Origin of the sequence: Streptomyces sp. NPDC048590 (assembly GCF_043199535.1) — a bacterium.
Taxonomy (GTDB): domain Bacteria; phylum Actinomycetota; class Actinomycetes; order Streptomycetales; family Streptomycetaceae; genus Streptomyces.
Window position 1 is genome coordinate 196,256 of record NZ_JBICWC010000003.1, and the last position, 15,581, is coordinate 211,836.

Annotated in this window: 16 protein-coding genes and 1 pseudogene; 11 read left to right on the forward strand and 6 right to left on the reverse strand. The window is 70.1% G+C overall.

Annotated features, from left to right (window positions below):
* Nucleotides 1-63: 63 nt before the first annotated feature.
* Both ACGFNN_RS09185 and ACGFNN_RS09190 read left to right on the forward strand, forming a co-directional pair.
* Entirely contained in the window at nucleotides 64-1,809 is a 1,746-nt protein-coding gene (locus ACGFNN_RS09185) for an amidohydrolase (protein ID WP_393554242.1), read from the forward strand.
* Nucleotides 1,810-1,910: 101 nt separating this feature from the next.
* Complete coding sequence (locus ACGFNN_RS09190; RefSeq protein ID WP_393554244.1) at nucleotides 1,911-2,507, forward strand: hypothetical protein; 597 nt, start codon at nucleotides 1,911-1,913, stop codon at nucleotides 2,505-2,507.
* 47 nt (nucleotides 2,508-2,554) lie between these two features.
* On the opposite strand, the gene ACGFNN_RS09195 is transcribed toward ACGFNN_RS09190, so the two are convergent.
* Nucleotides 2,555-3,079 carry a hypothetical protein gene (locus ACGFNN_RS09195; protein WP_362541712.1) on the reverse strand — a complete coding sequence of 175 codons (525 nt, stop codon included), beginning with the start codon at nucleotides 3,077-3,079 and terminating at the stop codon, nucleotides 2,555-2,557.
* Between the two features lie 230 nt (nucleotides 3,080-3,309).
* Between ACGFNN_RS09195 and ACGFNN_RS09200 the strand changes: the two genes are divergently transcribed.
* Nucleotides 3,310-3,924, forward strand: coding sequence for a YceI family protein (locus ACGFNN_RS09200; protein WP_393554246.1), 615 nt, complete (start codon nucleotides 3,310-3,312; stop codon nucleotides 3,922-3,924).
* Between the two features lie 85 nt (nucleotides 3,925-4,009).
* Here ACGFNN_RS09200 and ACGFNN_RS09205 read toward each other — a convergent pair whose 3' ends face one another.
* Complete coding sequence (locus ACGFNN_RS09205; RefSeq protein ID WP_393554247.1) at nucleotides 4,010-4,468, reverse strand: ATP-binding protein; 459 nt, start codon at nucleotides 4,466-4,468, stop codon at nucleotides 4,010-4,012.
* A 112-nt stretch (nucleotides 4,469-4,580) separates the two neighbouring features.
* Here ACGFNN_RS09205 and ACGFNN_RS09210 point away from each other — a divergent pair, with 112 nt between their 5' ends.
* The 8 genes and pseudogenes from ACGFNN_RS09210 to ACGFNN_RS09245 all read left to right on the forward strand — a co-directional run bounded on the left by ACGFNN_RS09210 (nucleotide 4,581) and on the right by ACGFNN_RS09245 (nucleotide 12,054).
* Nucleotides 4,581-5,402: a helix-turn-helix domain-containing protein gene (locus tag ACGFNN_RS09210; protein WP_393554248.1), complete on the forward strand. Its 822-nt coding sequence runs from the start codon at nucleotides 4,581-4,583 to the stop codon at nucleotides 5,400-5,402.
* Nucleotides 5,399-5,629, forward strand: coding sequence for a DUF397 domain-containing protein (locus ACGFNN_RS09215; RefSeq protein ID WP_393554249.1), 231 nt, complete (start codon nucleotides 5,399-5,401; stop codon nucleotides 5,627-5,629). The genes ACGFNN_RS09210 and ACGFNN_RS09215 overlap by 4 nt, the downstream gene beginning before the upstream one ends.
* Before the next feature lie 5 nt (nucleotides 5,630-5,634).
* On the forward strand, nucleotides 5,635-6,501 hold the full coding sequence (locus tag ACGFNN_RS09220; protein WP_393554250.1) for an SMI1/KNR4 family protein: 867 nt from the start codon (nucleotides 5,635-5,637) through the stop codon (nucleotides 6,499-6,501).
* Nucleotides 6,502-6,725: 224 nt separating this feature from the next.
* Nucleotides 6,726-8,132, forward strand: coding sequence for a cellulase family glycosylhydrolase (locus tag ACGFNN_RS09225; protein ID WP_393554251.1), 1,407 nt, complete (start codon nucleotides 6,726-6,728; stop codon nucleotides 8,130-8,132).
* A gap of 195 nt (nucleotides 8,133-8,327) precedes the next feature.
* Nucleotides 8,328-9,017: pseudogene (locus ACGFNN_RS09230) on the forward strand (cellulose-binding protein); the annotation flags it as partial.
* Between the two features lie 316 nt (nucleotides 9,018-9,333).
* Nucleotides 9,334-9,924: a lytic polysaccharide monooxygenase gene (locus ACGFNN_RS09235; protein WP_393554252.1), complete on the forward strand. Its 591-nt coding sequence runs from the start codon at nucleotides 9,334-9,336 to the stop codon at nucleotides 9,922-9,924.
* Nucleotides 9,925-10,078: 154 nt separating this feature from the next.
* Nucleotides 10,079-11,173 carry a chitinase gene (locus tag ACGFNN_RS09240; RefSeq protein WP_393554254.1) on the forward strand — a complete coding sequence of 365 codons (1,095 nt, stop codon included), beginning with the start codon at nucleotides 10,079-10,081 and terminating at the stop codon, nucleotides 11,171-11,173.
* A 128-nt stretch (nucleotides 11,174-11,301) separates the two neighbouring features.
* Nucleotides 11,302-12,054, forward strand: coding sequence for a DUF4097 family beta strand repeat-containing protein (locus tag ACGFNN_RS09245; protein WP_393554256.1), 753 nt, complete (start codon nucleotides 11,302-11,304; stop codon nucleotides 12,052-12,054).
* A gap of 7 nt (nucleotides 12,055-12,061) precedes the next feature.
* On the opposite strand, the gene ACGFNN_RS09250 is transcribed toward ACGFNN_RS09245, so the two are convergent.
* From ACGFNN_RS09250 to ACGFNN_RS09265, 4 genes are all read right to left on the reverse strand, one after another.
* Nucleotides 12,062-12,613 (reverse strand): DUF402 domain-containing protein, encoded by a 552-nt coding sequence (locus ACGFNN_RS09250; RefSeq protein WP_393554258.1) that lies wholly within the window; start codon nucleotides 12,611-12,613, stop codon nucleotides 12,062-12,064.
* Nucleotides 12,614-12,653: 40 nt separating this feature from the next.
* Nucleotides 12,654-13,589 (reverse strand): polyphosphate kinase 2, encoded by a 936-nt coding sequence (ppk2, locus tag ACGFNN_RS09255; RefSeq protein ID WP_362541745.1) that lies wholly within the window; start codon nucleotides 13,587-13,589, stop codon nucleotides 12,654-12,656.
* A 78-nt stretch (nucleotides 13,590-13,667) separates the two neighbouring features.
* On the reverse strand, nucleotides 13,668-14,693 hold the full coding sequence (locus ACGFNN_RS09260; RefSeq protein ID WP_393554260.1) for an iron-siderophore ABC transporter substrate-binding protein: 1,026 nt from the start codon (nucleotides 14,691-14,693) through the stop codon (nucleotides 13,668-13,670).
* A gap of 33 nt (nucleotides 14,694-14,726) precedes the next feature.
* On the reverse strand, nucleotides 14,727-15,581 hold the full coding sequence (locus tag ACGFNN_RS09265; RefSeq protein WP_393555090.1) for an ABC transporter ATP-binding protein: 855 nt from the start codon (nucleotides 15,579-15,581) through the stop codon (nucleotides 14,727-14,729).

The following is a 15,581-nucleotide window of genomic DNA, read 5'->3' on the forward strand; positions in this document are numbered from 1 at the left end:
TCCGGAATGGAGAGTGCCGGGCACTGCACTGTACTTGTACATGCCATTGGACCGGAGGCGCCCGTGTGCGACTTGCACGATCCCAGCGATCATGACCATGCGGTACGGACGGGCGACGGGCTGAGCCGCCGCAGGATCATGCAGATGCTCGGGGCCGCGGGAATCGCCACCACGGCGATGGGTGCGACGGCGGATCCGGCGATGGCGGCCGCCTCCGACGAGGCGGCCGGCGCGGCGGTCGACGCCGCCTCCTACGCCGCACCCGAGGGGCTGGCCGGTGACTCGGAGGCCAAGCGGACGGCGCTCGGCTGGATCGAGAGGAACACCGCCCGGATCAACGCCCTGAACGACGAGATCTGGGAGCACGCGGAACTGAGCCTGCGGGAGTGGAACTCCTCGATCGCCGAGGCGGAGTTCCTCCGCAAGGCGGGCTTCGAGGTCGAGTTCGGGACCGCGGGCTTCCCCACCGCCTTCACCGCGACGTACACCCGGGGCAAGGGCGGTCCGGTCCTCGGCTTCAGCGGGGAGTACGACGCCCTCCCGGGCCTCTCGCAGAAGAAGGGGGTCGGCGAGCACGACCCGAAGGAGTACGTCCACGACCCCTTCGCCCCGAGCTACGGGCCCGGTCACGGCTGCGGGCACTGCGCGCTGGGTACGGCGGCCGCGGCGGCCGCCGCGGCCGTGGCGGAGGCCTCGCGGCGCCACAAGCTCGATGTGACCGTGAAGTTCTTCGGCTCCACCGCCGAGGAGCAGCTGATAGGCAAGACCTACGCCGTCAGCAAGGGCGTCTACGACGGGCTCGACGCCTTCCTCGACTGGCACCCCTCCACCGGCAACGCCACCGGATGGGGCACCACCAACGCGATGACGGCTGTCACCTTCACCTTCCTCGGTGTCGCGGGCCACGGCGGCACCCCGCTGGGGAACAAGAGCGCGCTGGACGCGGCCGTGATGATGGCGACGATGTCGGAGTTCCTCCGCGAGGAGAGCATGGCGCCGTCGGCCCGGCTGCACTGGGTGATCAACAACGGCGGGGACATCCCCAATGTGACCCCGGAGATCGCGGAGATCTCGTACTACGTCCGCGAGGGCAGTGTCGACCGGGTCTCCGCTCTGCTGGACAAGGTCATCGCCGTGTCGGAGGCGGCCGCGACCGCCAGCCGGACCTCGGTGCAGCACCGGATCACCTCTGCCTGCTGGAACCAGCTTCCGTCGAAGTCGTTCACGGAGCTGCTGCACGACAACATGCGGCAGATCGGCCCGCCGGTCCACTCCGATGAGGCCCAGCGCCTGGCCAAGGAGCTGCAGAAGTCGCTGGGTCTGCCGGAGAGCGGACTGCACGACAAGATCGGTGAGCTGAATCCGCCCAACCCGGTCTTCCTCGGCGGCGGTTCCACCGACGTGGCCGACATCAGCTGGCAGGTGCCGACCGTCTCCATGGGTGCGGCGGTGGCCCCGATCGGGTCGAAGATGCACACCTGGTCGACGGCGTCCTGCGCGGGATCCTCCCCTGCCCACGCGGCGATACCGGCCGCGGCGTCCTATCTGGCGGCGACAGCGGTCGACCTGCTGGTGAAGCCCGAGCTGCTGCGGGGCATCAAGGAGGAGTTCGAGAAGCGGACCGAGGGCCTGACCTGGAAGACGGCACTGCCCGAGGGTTACGAGCCCCCGATGTACGAGCCGCCCGCCTGGTTCCTGAAGAAGACCCGGCAGAGCTGGCCGCCGGAGAACATCACCTGGCCGCCGCGCAGGATCGTGAGCAAGGAGAAGTTCTCCTCGCTCGGGCCGGCGCTGGAGCCGCAGGTCTGAGCACACTTGGAGGGTGTCCCGTCGGCGCACGGCCCGCGTCGACGGGACACCCCGGGTAATCCGGTCGCCGTCCGCCCCACGGCCGGCGCACCATGTCGGCCATGGGTACGGACATCTACGGGTTCATCGAGTGCCGCCACGGGTACTCCGCCGACGGCGGCCCCGCCCCCTTCTGGCAGCCCGCCATCGAGCTGGACCACCTCTACGACGCCCGTGACTACGCCACGTTCGGCAGCCTGTTCGGCGTCCGGAACCCCCAGGGGGCTCTCGAGCCGCTGGCCGCTGGGAGAGGACTGCCCGGGGACGTCTCGGAGGCGGTCGCCCGTGCGCACCTCGGCCACAGCACGACCTGGATCAGCTGGGCGGAGCTGGCGGAGGCCGACTGGGACGAGGCGACCCCCGGGCCGGACACGTACCTCCACCGCTACCGGCGGCGCTCCCCCGGCGACGCGTGGGTCTTCGAGGAGCGGGCCTTCCCCGTGGACCGCCTCGCGGAGTTCTCCGGGCTGACGCCGCCCCGGGAAGGGTGGCCGTCGGGGACGGAGTGGCAGGACGGCGACGTCCTGCTGAGGGTCGAGCCCCTGACCCGCCGCCAGACCGTGCACACCGCGACGTGGTCCCCCGTCCTCACCGTCATGCGGATCCTGGCCGAGCGCCACGGCGCGGCGTCCGTCCGCCTGGTCGTCTGGTTCGACTGACCGGCTCTCGCCCCGTAGGAACGGGACGAGAGCCTGCGTGCGTGCGGTCAGCAGCCGCCGCAGTTGTAGTAGGTCACGTCCCAGTGGTTGCCCTCGTCGGCGTAGACGTTGCCCGAGCCGGACTTGTACTGGGGGGCGCCGTCGCCCCGCAGGCCGATGTAGCTGAAGACGCCCTTCACGTAGTTCGTGAGGCAGGTGGTCTTGCCGAAGTCGAGCTTGTAGCCGTTCCAGTGCGAGTACGTGCCGCTGGCGTGTCCGGTCTCGGTGCCTCCGGTGATGTTGAGCGCGCAGCCCGAGGCGCTCTTCAGGGTCTGGGCGCCCTGGGCGCTGGTGAGGTTGAGCTGGTCGAAGGACGTACAGGTGGAGACGTTCCGGTTGGAACAGCCACCCGACGAGGACCAGGTGATCCCGGACGAGGAGAAGCGGGAGGTCGCCTGGGAGTGGGTGAGCTTGGTGACGGCGTGCGCCTCGGTCGCACCGCCGCCGAGGACGCCCACGCCGGGCGCGAACAGGGCGCCGAGGACGAGGGCGAGCGCGGTCAGGACCGAGCGGAATCGGGGACGGGTCAGCATGGGGGGAGTCCTCCTGCTCATGACAATTAGGGGCAGGGAGATAGTGCCCCAGCTCTACGCGCGTCCGCCAGGGTGCGGAGCGCCGCACCCCGCGACTTTCGGACCGGCCTGGACCCTTGATGTTGAACTTTGAACAAAAGAGGTCTACAGTGAATCTCGTTGAAGGTTAAACCAAACGTTCGGCGGCCCGCCCCGGCGGAACGCGTCGGAACCCGTCCCGAGGAGGAGCCATGGCTCTGTTCAACCGCAAGAACACCGCCCCGTCCACCACCGCCGCCCTCGCCGTGGACCCGGCGCTGGCGGCCCTGACCGGCACGTACACGATCGACCCGGCGCACAGCAGCATCGGTTTCACCGTGCGCCACGCCATGGTCACCAACGTGCGCGGCTCCTTCGGTGAGCACGAGGGCACGCTCGAACTGGACGGCTCGAACCCGGCCGCCTCCACCGCGACCATCGACGTGAAGATCTCCAGCGTCGACACCGGGATCTCGGACCGTGACGGTCACCTCGTCAGCGGCGACTTCTTCGACGCCGAGAAGTTCCCCCTGATGACCTTCCGGTCCACCGGCGCCGAGCAGCTCGGCGGGGACGCGTACCGCATCACCGGCGACCTCACGATCAAGGACGTCACCCGGCCGCTCTCCATCGACCTGGAGTTCAACGGGTCGGCCACCGACCCCTACGGCAACCAGCGCGTGGGCTTCGAGGGAAGCGCCGAGATCCTCCGCTCCGACTGGGGCCTGACCTACAACGCCGCACTGGAGACCGGTGGCGTGCTGGTCGGTGACAAGGTGAAGCTGAACTTCGACATCTCCGCCATCAAGGCCGCCCCCGCGGCCTGACCCGGGAAGACCGAGCGCGCCGGCCGCCCCTCACCCCACCGGGGAGGGGCGGCCGGCGCGTTGCAGTGCGTCGCGCGTACGGCGGTCACCTCCTGTCACGGAGGAGGGGCGACCCGCTCCCCTCTTCGTCATGCCTCCCTGCCGTACCGGCGAACTCGCACCAGACGGCCTTGCCCGGGTCCCGCGCCCTCACTCCCCACGCCGCGGCGAGCGCGCCGACGAGCAGCAGCCCGCGTCCATACTCGGCACAGGGGACCGCCGGGGCCGGGTCCTCCGCGACATGCCCGCCACCACTGTCGTGCACCTCGATCCGAAGCACCTCGTCGCAGGCCAGCAGCACCTTGAAGCCTCTGCCGGGAGGGACGCCGTGGATCAGCGCATTGGTGGCGAGTTCACTGACGCAGAGCAGGACGTCGCCGTGGTCCGCCTCGTACTCCCAGTCGATCAGGGCCTGGTGGACGAACTGCCGCGCGAGGGGTACGGATGCGCGCTCACGCCGGTAGAACGCCTCGCGGAAACAGGAGGGTTGTGTCGGTTCATTCACAGGACGACTCTCACAGGGCGCCACTACTCTGGGTCACCGCATGGGCTCGTACACCGTGTTTGTACGAGCGCCGACGGGTCCGCCGGGACCCGCGTACGGGGAGGGGCACGGCATGCACTCGACGAAGAGGAACAAGCGGGTCACCTCCTGGCACGTCATCGGTGCCCAGCTCGCGGCGTTCCGCAAGGCGGCCGGGCACACCCAGACGTCGCTGGCCGACCGCTTCTGCGTGGGCGAGGACACCATCGCCTCGATCGAGCAAGGCCGCCGGCCTCTCCAGGCGGATCTGGCACAGCAGTTGGATGACCTCCTGGGCACCAAGGGGGTGTTGTCCGTCGCGGTGGCGAAAGTGCCGCAGCGGGAGCGGTTCCCGGCCTTTGCGCAGGACTTCGTGGAGTACGAGCAGGAGGCGGTGACGCTTCTGTCGTACCAGAGCCAGGTGGTGCCGGGGCTTCTTCAAACGGAGGCTTACGCGCGCTTCCTCTTCTCCTGCCTCTACCCGCCCCTGGAGGAGGAGCAGCGGGAGGAATGGGTCGCGGCCCGGCTGGGACGGCAACGGCTGCTGGAGCGGCGACCGCGCCCCATGCTGCACTTCGTGCTGGAGGAGAGCATCCTTCGCGGCGTCGTCGGTGATGCCGAGGTGCGCAGGGAGCAGCTTCAGCACCTCAGACGGTGCATGGAACTCCCCTTCCTGGGGCTCCAGATCATGCCCATGAGGCTCCCCAAGCACGCCGGCCTGGCGGGCCCCATGGTGCTGCTGGAGACACCGGAACACGATCATCTCGCCTACGTGGAGGGCCAGCTGACCAGCGTCCTGCACGACGACCCGGACGACGTGAGTGTGCTCCAGCAGAAATATGGGATGCTGCGATCGCAGGCGCTTTCCGTCGAGAACAGCGCGCGCCTACTGGACGACCTGCTTGGAGAGTCATGACTCCCGCTGCTCGCGGCACATCCCTCACATGGTTCAAGTCGACGTACAGCAGCGACCAGGGTGGCGACTGCCTTGAGGTCGCCTACCAACCCGGGGCCGAGCGCGCGGAGGCCTCCGCGCACCCCTCCGCCGTACACATCCGCGACTCCAAGTCCGCCGACGGTCCGGTGCTGACCGTTCCCCCCGCCGCCTGGGCCGCGTTCGTCGCATCCGCCGCCACGGGCTGACCCGCGTGCCGTGCTCCGACGACGCCCTGGCCCGGATCACAGGCCGGGTGCGCCCGCCCGCCGCGCCTGTGGACGGGCTGGGCGACTGGAGCGCGAGCGAGAAGGCGTTGGGCACCCGTCTTCCCGAGGACTACAAGCGGCTGGTCGAGACCTACGGACGCGGCGACTTCTGGGGCGCCCTCTGCCTGCGTACGCCTTTCGGCGAGGACAACCCCGTCCGGCTGGCCGCTGATCTGCTGGACGACTACGGCCCGTTGCGCGACGACTTCCCCGAGGACTACCCCTACCCGCTCTTCCCGGAGCCGGGCGGCCTGCTGGCCTGGGCCGTCACGGAGAGCTCCGCGCATGTGTGCTGGCTGACCAAGGGGCCGCCGGAGGAGTGGCCGGTGGTGATCTGGTCCCGGGACGACGACTACGAGCGGTTCGACTGCGGGGCCGGGGCGTTCCTCGACGGGCTGACGAGCCGGAGCGTCAACTCCGAACTGCTGCACCACGACCCCGGACTCGCCCCGTGGTTCGACCCCGCGGTCGAGCTCGACCACGTCTATGTCCAGCTGACCGAGGGTCCGCGACCGTACCCCGAGCGGCTTCGTATCCTGCGTGACGCCCTCGCCCCCACGTCTGACCGGGGCGGCTACGAGCACGAAGGCGCGCGGCAGGACCACTTCGCCGTCGACGGCAGGGGCTGGCTGCTGACCTACGAGACGGCGTACGGCCACCAGCTCCGGGCCGCGTTCCCGCCCGGCGAGAGCGCGGAGGCCCGCCGTGCCGTGCTGGCGGCGGTGGAACGCATGGGGTGCCGGGTCGTCTCGGCGCGCACCGTCCACGGGACCTCGTCCTGGGCCGCCGAAGGGCCGGCCGAACCGCGCTGACCAGACCTTTCCTCACCTCGAACCATCGCCCCGGCGGCCGAAACCCGCACGGACACCGCCGGTACGAGTGGTTCCACCCCCCGCTCACCTCTTTCGTCGAATGCCTGTCGAATCTCTGTACGCACCTTGTCCCACCGGTGTACGGTCCGGGCCGACGGACCCCTGGGAGCGCTCCCACGCTCTCCCGTCGAACAGCTCCCCCTTCCCGCACGAGGAGGAACACCATGAAACGCCTGTTCGCCCTGCTGGCGGCCTTCGTGACCGCCCTGGGCGTGGCGGTGGCATTCGGCCCCCAGGCCTCCGCCGCATCCGGCTGCAAGGTCGAGTACACCGTCGCGAGCCAGTGGAGCGGCGGCTTCCAGGGAGGTGTGAAGATCACCAACCTGGGAGACTCCGTCGCCGGATGGACGCTCCGCTTCACCATGCCCGACGCCGGCCAGAAGGTGAGCCAGGGCTGGAACGCGACCTGGTCCCAGAGCGGTTCCGCGGTCACCGCCTCCGGTCTCGACTGGAACCGCACCCTGGCCACGGGCCAGACCGCCGACCTGGGTTTCCAGGGCACCTTCACCGGCGCCAACCCGAAGCCCACGGCGTTCACTCTCAACGGGGTCGCCTGCACCGGCACCGTCGGGACTCCCGACCCCGACCCCACACCGACGCCCGACCCCACGCCGACGGACCCCACCGAGGGCGGCACTCCCGTGGACGTCAACGGCAAGCTGCACGTCTGCGGCGTGAACCTGTGCAACAAGTACGACCGCCCCGTACAACTGCGGGGCATGAGCACCCACGGCATCCAGTGGTTCGACCAGTGCTACAACGCCGCTTCCCTGGACGCGCTGGCGAACGACTGGAAGTCCGACCTGCTGCGGATCTCCATGTACGTCCAGGAGGACGGTTACGAGACCGACCCGGCGGGCTTCACCAGCCGGGTGAACAGCCTCGTCGACATGGCGGAGGCGCGCGGCATGTACGCGCTGATCGACTTCCACACGCTGACCCCGGGTGACCCGAACTTCAACCTGGCCCGCGCGAAAACGTTCTTCGCGTCGGTCGCCGCCCGCAACGCCGACAAGACGAACGTCATCTACGAGATCACCAACGAGCCCAACGGTGTCAGCTGGTCGGGCATCAAGAACTACGCCGAGCAGGTCATCCCCGTGGTCAGGGCAGCCGACCCGGACGCCGTCGTGATCGTCGGCACCCGTGGCTGGTCCTCGCTGGGCGTCTCCGACGGATCCAGCGAGAGCGAGGTCGTCAACAACCCGGTCAACGCCACCAACATCATGTACGCGTTCCACTTCTACGCCGCGAGCCACAAGGACAACTACCGCTCCACCCTGAGCCGCGCGGCCGCCCGACTGCCCCTCTTCGTCACCGAGTTCGGCACGGTGAGCGCCACGGGCGGCGGAGCGATGGACACCGGCAGCACCAACGCCTGGCTGGACCTGCTGGACCAGCTGAAGATCAGCTACGCGAACTGGACCTACTCCGACGCACCCGAGAGCAGCGCGGCCTTCAAGCCCGGCACCTGCGATGGCGGCGACTACAGCAGCAGCGGCGTGCTCAACGAGTCGGGAGCGCTGCTCAAGAACCGGATCAGCACTCCCGACAACTTCCCCACCAGCTGACGACCCGGGGCGGGGCTCGGGCGTTTCAGCCGCCCGGGCCCCGCCCACATCACCTCTCCGCACCCCTCATCCCCCACCTCGGAGGTATACGTGCACACCCCACTCGTCCGATTACCGCGCCGGCCCTGGGTGTCGGCCCTCGCGACCGCCCTTCTGCTGCTCGCGTCCGGCTTCACCGCCGCGTCCGCGCATGGCGCCGACTGCGGCGACGCCCTCGTCTGTTCGGATTTCGAGGACCAGACGGGCCCCACCCCGTCCGGTGACTGGCAGTTCACCGCGCCCGATTGCCAGGGCACCGGTACGGCCGCCGTGGACACCGAGGTCGCGCACAGCGGCAGCAGGTCGCTGCGGGTCGACGGCGGGACCGGTTACTGCAACCACGCCTTCGTCGCCTCGACGGCGGACCTGTCCTCGGCCGGCCCCGTGATCCACGTACGCATGTGGGTGCGGCACACGACGGCGCTCCCCACCGCCCATGTCACGTTCGTCTCGCTGCCGGACGCCTCCCAGAGCGGGCGCAGCCTGCGCGTGGGCGGACAGAACGGCGCCCTCCAGTGGAACCGGGAGGTGGACGACGCCACGCTCCCCGCTCAGAGCCCCGTCGGCGTGTCCCTGAGCAGGCCGCTGCCCACGGACAGCTGGCAGTGTCTGCGCTTCTCGATCGACACCACGGCGCCGGGCCTCGACACCTGGCTGGACGACGAGCTGATCCCGGGACTGCACGCGGACACCACCCCCACCCAGGACATCGACCAGCAGTGGCTCTCCCGGACCGCACCGCCACGGCCCACCACGCTGCGCCTGGGCTGGGAGAGCTACGGGACGGGCGACGACACCCTGTGGTTCGACGACGTGACGGTCGGCACCACGCCCGTGGACTGCTGAAGGACCGTACACCGCGCGCAGGGACGCCTCCGGCCTCCGGCCGGGGGCGTCCGCATGCCGTGCCCCGCCCGCCCTTCGAGCGACAGGCCCGTACGCCCGGGACCGGCCGGGCGGCCGTCCACCGGGGCGAAACATTGGTATGGACATGTCGAATCGACAGGGCTAGCCTCTGCTTTGGTCTAGACCGCAGCGGATGCCTGGCTTCCGCTTCCCCGCCCTGCCGACCCGCACAGGTTCGCTGCTCCACCAGGCAGTCGCGCCGGAGGCCAGGTGTCCGTACCGAGTACGGAAACCACGACCACGGGAGCACGTGATGATGCGCAGACGAATCCTCTCGTTACTTCTCGGCCTGGGGCTGGTCGGCGGCACGTTCGTCGCCACGGCCGGCACGGCACAGGGCCACGGTTACACCGACTCCCCCGTGAGCCGCCAGCAGTTGTGCGGCAACGGGACCGTGCGCAAGTGCGGGCAGATCCAGTGGGAACCGCCGAGCGTGGAAGGCCCGAAGGGGTTCCCCGCCAAGGGCCCCGCCGACGGGAAGATCTGCGCCGGCGGCAACGGCCGCTTCTCCCAGCTGGACGACCCGCGGAACGGAGGCTGGCCGGCCACCGCGCTCACCGCCGGGCAGAACCACACCTTCGTCTGGCGCATCACCGCCCGGCACGCCACCACCGACTTCCGCTACTACGTGACCAAGGACGGCTACGACCCCACCAAGCCGTTGACCAGGGCCGATCTCGACCCGCAGCCCTTCCTCACCGTGCCCTTCGGCGGCAAGCAGCCCGGCTCGACCGTGAGCCACGACGGGGTGCTGCCGCAGAAGTCCGGCCGCCATCTGATCCTCGGTGTCTGGAACATCGCCGACACCGGCAACGCCTTCTACGCCTGCTCCGACGTCACCTTCTGACCCTCCGACTCGGCGCGCCTCCCCGCCTCGGCCGGTGGTACGCACCCTCTCCCGTCCGGTCCGTACGTGGTCCGGACGGGAGGGGACGCGTACCGCACGGCACGGCGTCCCCCCACTGTGCCCCGGCACAGCCCACAGAAAGGCCCCCCCCACCATGGATCGACCGACGCGGCGTAAGGCCGGAATCACCCGCTCCGCCCGGCTCATGGCCGTCGCGCTCGCCGCCGCAGGAGCCGCGCAGGCCCTCATCGGCACGGTGCCGGCGGCCTCCGCCGCCGACGCGTCCCCGGCCGCCGCCACCTGCGCCCTGAAGACCAAGCCGCAGGGCAAGGTGCTCCAGGGGTACTGGGAGAACTGGGACGGCGCCGCCAACGGCGTCCACCCGCCGTTCGGCTGGACCTCGATCGACGACCCGCAGATCCCGCAGCACGGATACAACGTGGTCAACGCGGCCTTCCCGGTGATCCGTTCGGACGGCACGGTGCTGTGGGAGGACGGCATGGACGCCACCGTCAAGGTGCCGACGCCCGAGGAGATGTGCCGGGCGAAGGAGGGCGGGCTCACCACTCTGCTCTCCATCGGCGGTGCGACCGCGGGGATCGACCTCAGCTCCTCGGCGGTGGCCGACCGCTTCGTGGAGACCGTGGTGCCCATCCTCAAGACGTACAACTTCGACGGCATCGACATCGACATCGAGACCGGGCTCAGCGGCAGCGGCGACATCAACACCCTCTCCCCCTCGCAGGCCAACCTGATCCGGATCATCGACGGGGTGCTCGCCGCGATGCCCGCCGGATTCGGCCTGACCATGGCCCCCGAGACCGCCTACGTCACCGGCGGCAGCGTGACCTACGGCTCGATCTGGGGCGCCTACCTGCCGGTCATCAAGAAGTATGCCGACAACGGCCGGCTGTGGTGGCTGAACATGCAGTACTACAACGGCAGCATGTACGGGTGCTCGGGCGATTCCTACGAGGCGGGCACCGTCCAGGGCTTCACCGCCCAGACCGACTGCCTGGACCAGGGACTCGTCGTGCAGGGGACCACGATCCGGGTGCCGTACGACAAGCAGGTGCCCGGGCTTCCCGCGCAGCCGGGGGCGGGCGGCGGCTACATGGCGCCCTCGCTCGTCGCCCAGGCGTGGAACGGCACCAGCGGCCTCAAGGGCCTGATGACCTGGTCGCTCAACTGGGACGGTTCGAAGAACTGGACCTTCGGTGACAACGTCAAGTCCCTCCAGGGGCGTTGAGCCCCCGGAGCACCGCTGCCGTCCCGCACCGGCCGAGGAGCCTGGTGCGGGACGGCGTCCACCGGAGGCACCTCGCTCCTGCCATGGATCTGCCGTCCGCGGGAAGACGACCGGCCATGGAGACCAGGATGCGCACCCACGGATGGCGAGCGGCCGCACTGCTGGCGGCCCTCGCACCCCTCGTCGCGGCATGCGGCGGTCACGGCGGGGTCCCGGACGGGCGGCTCGGAGCGGCCGCACCCCGGATGCCCCAGGGCTCGCACCTGGTGATCACCACCGACAACGGCGTACGGCTGCGCCCGGCGGACAGCGACCGGGCAGCCGTCGCGCCGCACGTCACGACCCACTGGTCCCGGTCCGACCGGAACTGGGCGCTCGACCTGTCCTGCACGGACCGTGACGGGCACGAGGATCCCGCGTGTCCCCGGATGCCGGTGATCGCCGTGCCCTCCGGCGCCTCGGTCACGGTGACGGCGCGAAACGCGGGAGTCGACGCCGTCGGCATCGGGGCGGAGATGGACCTGACCACCGTCAACGGCGATGTGACCGTGACCCGTTCGGGCCGCGACGACGCTCCCGTCCGGCTCGTCACCCGCAACGGTTCCGTCCGCACCGAGGCGCTGCACTCGGGGCGGCTCCACGCCGAGACGGTGAACGGGGACGTCACCGTGGCGAGCGCGACCTCGCCCGCCGCTCTGACCGCGGCGACCACAAACGGCTCGGTCCGGGTGACGCTCCCCCACGACGCCCCCGGCTACCTCACCACCGCGACCGCCCGGAACGGCCGCAGTTCGGTGACCGTCCCGGAGGCGGCGAAGGGGTCAGGGCACGAGATGTCGCTCTCCACCGTCAACGGCGACGTCACCGCCGCGCGCGGCTGAGCCGACGTCAGCGTTCCGCGCTCCCCCGGTTCGCGGAAGACCCGGTGACGAGTTCCAGCCAGCCCTTGTACGCCGAGGCGAAGGGTTCGACTCCGCTCTCCCGCCGGGCCGCCTCACCCAGCCGGGCGCAGGCCCGCAGGGCCGCCTCCGCGACGCCTTCGGGATAGCCGTAGCGCACCCGGTGTTCGGCGAACTCGTCCTCGTCCTTGGTGTACGCCTCGCCGCCCTGGGGCCGTACGACGTCGAGATCGAGGTCGACCGTCCGCAGCACGGTGGTGGCCCCGTCCCCGCTCCACTCCGGCACCGTGCACACGTCGCAGTACAGCTCGGGGCCGGGTGCGGCGCAGAACGTGGCGATCCACCACTCGCCCCGCGGAACGAGCAGCACATGGTCGAAGCGGTTGGTCCAGCCGCCCTTGGCCGCTTCGACGGGCACGCCCCGCGCCGTGCCGAGCCACACGCCGTGCTCGTCCTCGCCCAGACGCACGGCGGTCCACCGCCCGCTCACCCTGCCGTCGTACTTCCTGACGTCGACCAGCACCGGGGTCTTCTCGGACATCATCTCCCCAGCCTGCCCGGGAAACCGGGGCGGCAGACGCTCACGGATGGGCGCCCGGCCCCTCGGTGTTCGGGGCGAGGCGGGTGGGTGAGAGCGCGGTGTCCTCCTCGCCGGGCTCCAGGAGGGTGTGGGCGGCGCCCACGATCAGCGGGTCCGGGCGGCCGACGGCCTCGTGATCCTTCGCCGTGTAGTCGACGCGGGCGAGCAGGCTGCGCATCGCTTCGAGGCGTGCCCGGCGCTTGTCGTTGCTCTTCACCACGGTCCAGGGCGCGTGCGCGGTGTCGGTGGCGCGGAACATGTCGATCTTCGCCGTGGTGTAGTCGTCCCAGCGGTCGAGGGAGTCGATGTCCGTGGGTGAGAGCTTCCACTGGCGTACGGGGTCGACCTGCCGGATGGCGAAACGCGTGCGCTGCTCGGCCCGGGAGACGGAGAACCAGAACTTCACGACGACGACTCCGTCATCGACGAGCATCCGCTCGAACGCGGGGCACTGCCGGAGGAAGAGTTCGTACTCGGGCTGGGTGCAGAAGCCCATGACGCGTTCGACGCCGGCCCGGTTGTACCAGGAGCGGTCGAAGAAGACGATCTCGCCCGGGGCCGGCAGGTGGGCGACGTACCGCTGGAAGTACCACTGGCCGCGCTCGCGGTCGGTCGGCTTGTCCAGGGCCACGATGCGCGCGCCGCGGGGGTTGAGGCGTTCGGTGAAGCGCTGGATGGTGCCGCCCTTGCCGGCCGCGTCCCGGCCCTCGCAGACCACCACGACCCGGGCGCCGGTCTCCCGGGTCCACCGCTGGAGTTTGAGGAGTTCGATCTGCAGGATCCGCTTGGTGCGCTCGTACTCCTTGCGCCGGACCTTGCGGTCGTACGGGTAGTTCTCCCGCCAGGTCTTGATCGGCCGGCCCTCGTCGTCCAGCAGGATCGGCTGCTCCGGCCTGCTGTGGTCGACCGTCAGGCCGTCCAGCAGTTGCTTCTCCATCCGGTCACGGTCCACCGGCTCAGGGTGTCACTCGCCGGTGCCCCACGCCACCAGGGGCGTGGGGCGTCACGGGAGTGTCTACTTCATCTTCTCGGCGAAGAGCGGGACGACCTTGTCCAGGGCGTAGACGGTCGACAGGACCGAGTCGGTGGCGAAGGCCTGGCTGATGCCCTGGTCGTCGAAGACGAGGGAGTGTCCGGCCTTCACCGACGGGACCGCCTTGTACAGCGGGTCGCCGCTGATGTCGGTGGCCGGGATGCCGATCGGGGCCATGACCGTCAGGTCGGCGTCCAGGAGGTCCAGGTTCTCCTTGGAGACGGAGATCGAGAAGCCCTCACCGGCCTTTGCCTCCACGGCCGGGTTGTTCTCGAAGCCGAGGCGCTCGACGAAGTCGACGCGGCCGGTGCCGGAGACGTAGGCGCCGTAGCCCTCGGAGGTGCGGGAGCCGAGGGTGATCGTGCTGCCCTTGAACTCGGGGTGGGCCTTCACGGCGTCGGCGAACTTCGCCTCGTTGTCCGCGATCAGCTTCTCGCCCTTCTCCGGGACGCCCATGGCGGCGGCGACCATCTCGGTCTGCTTCTCCCAGGAGATCTTGTACTGGTCGCCGCCCTTGGGCACGCCGACCGTGGGGGCGATCTTGCTCAGGGTGTCGTACCGCGTCCGGTCACCGCTGGACTTGGTGTCGAGGATGAGGTCCGGCTGCAGGGCCGCGATCTTCTCGAACTCCGGCTCCATCGTGCCGATCATCTCGGGGCTCTTGTCGTACATGCCCTTGGCCCACGGTCCGACGCCCTCGCCGCCGAACGCCAGCCAGTCGCTCGCCCCGACGGGCTGCCCGCCCAGCGCGAGGACCGTCTCGGCGTCGCCCCAGCCGAGCGCGACGATCCGCTTCGGAGCCTGGTCGACGGTGACCTCACCGAACTTGGTCGCGACCTTCGCGGGGAAGGCGCCCTTCGCCGCGCCGTCGGAGGAGGCGGAGTCGGTGCCGGTGGAGTCGTCGGAGGAGCCACAGGCGGACAGGCCGACGAGCAGGGCCGCGACGACGCCCGCCATGAGGGCGGGCGTACGGCGGAGGCGACGGGGACGGGAAGCGGAATCGTTCATGCCATGAGGATAGCCTCACCTAACCAAGCATCTTCACGCGGGACGGCTGATTGTGTCCCTGACGTGATGACGGCCGAGCGGAACCACCATCGGTGTGGCCGACGCCGGGTCCTCCATCACCGAGCAGCGCATCCCGAAGACTTCGCCCACCAGGGATTCGGTGACGATGTCGGACGGCCGGCCCTCCGCCACGATCCGCCCGTCCTTCATGGCGACCATGTGGTCGGCGTAGCGGCAGGCCAGGTTCAGATCGTGCAGGACCGCGACCATGGTGACGCCGTGCTCGTGGTTCAGATCGGTGAGCAGGTCCAGCACGTCCAGCTGGTGGCTGGCGTCCAGGAAGGTGGTGGGCTCGTCCAGCAGCAGGATGTCCGTGCGCTGCGAGAGTGCCATGGCTATCCACACCCGCTGGCGCTGACCGCCCGACAGCTCGTCCACGGGACGGTCGGCGAGCTCCAGGGTCCCGGTGGAGAGCAGCGCCTGGGCGACGGCCGCGTCGTCCTCGGAGGTCCAGCGCCGGAACCACCCCTGGTGCGGGTAGCGGCCGCGGCCGACCAGGTCCGAGACGGTGATCCCCTCCGGAGCGGACGGGCTCTGCGGGAGGATGCCGAGGACGGCCGCGACGTCCTTGGTCGGCATGTCCTGGATGCTCCGGCCGTCCAGCAGCACGGCGCCCTCGGAAGGCGTCAGCAGCCGCGCCATGGCCCGCAGCAGGGTCGACTTGCCGCAGGCGTTGGGACCCACGATGACGGTGATCCGCCCCGGCGGGACGGTCACGTCCAGGCCGGAGACGATCTCCCGGTCGCCGTAGCCGAGGCGGACGCCCTCGGCTCGGAGTGTGTGCTCAGCCACGGCTCGGCCTCGCCTTTCCTTGTGGTCGTTCGACAT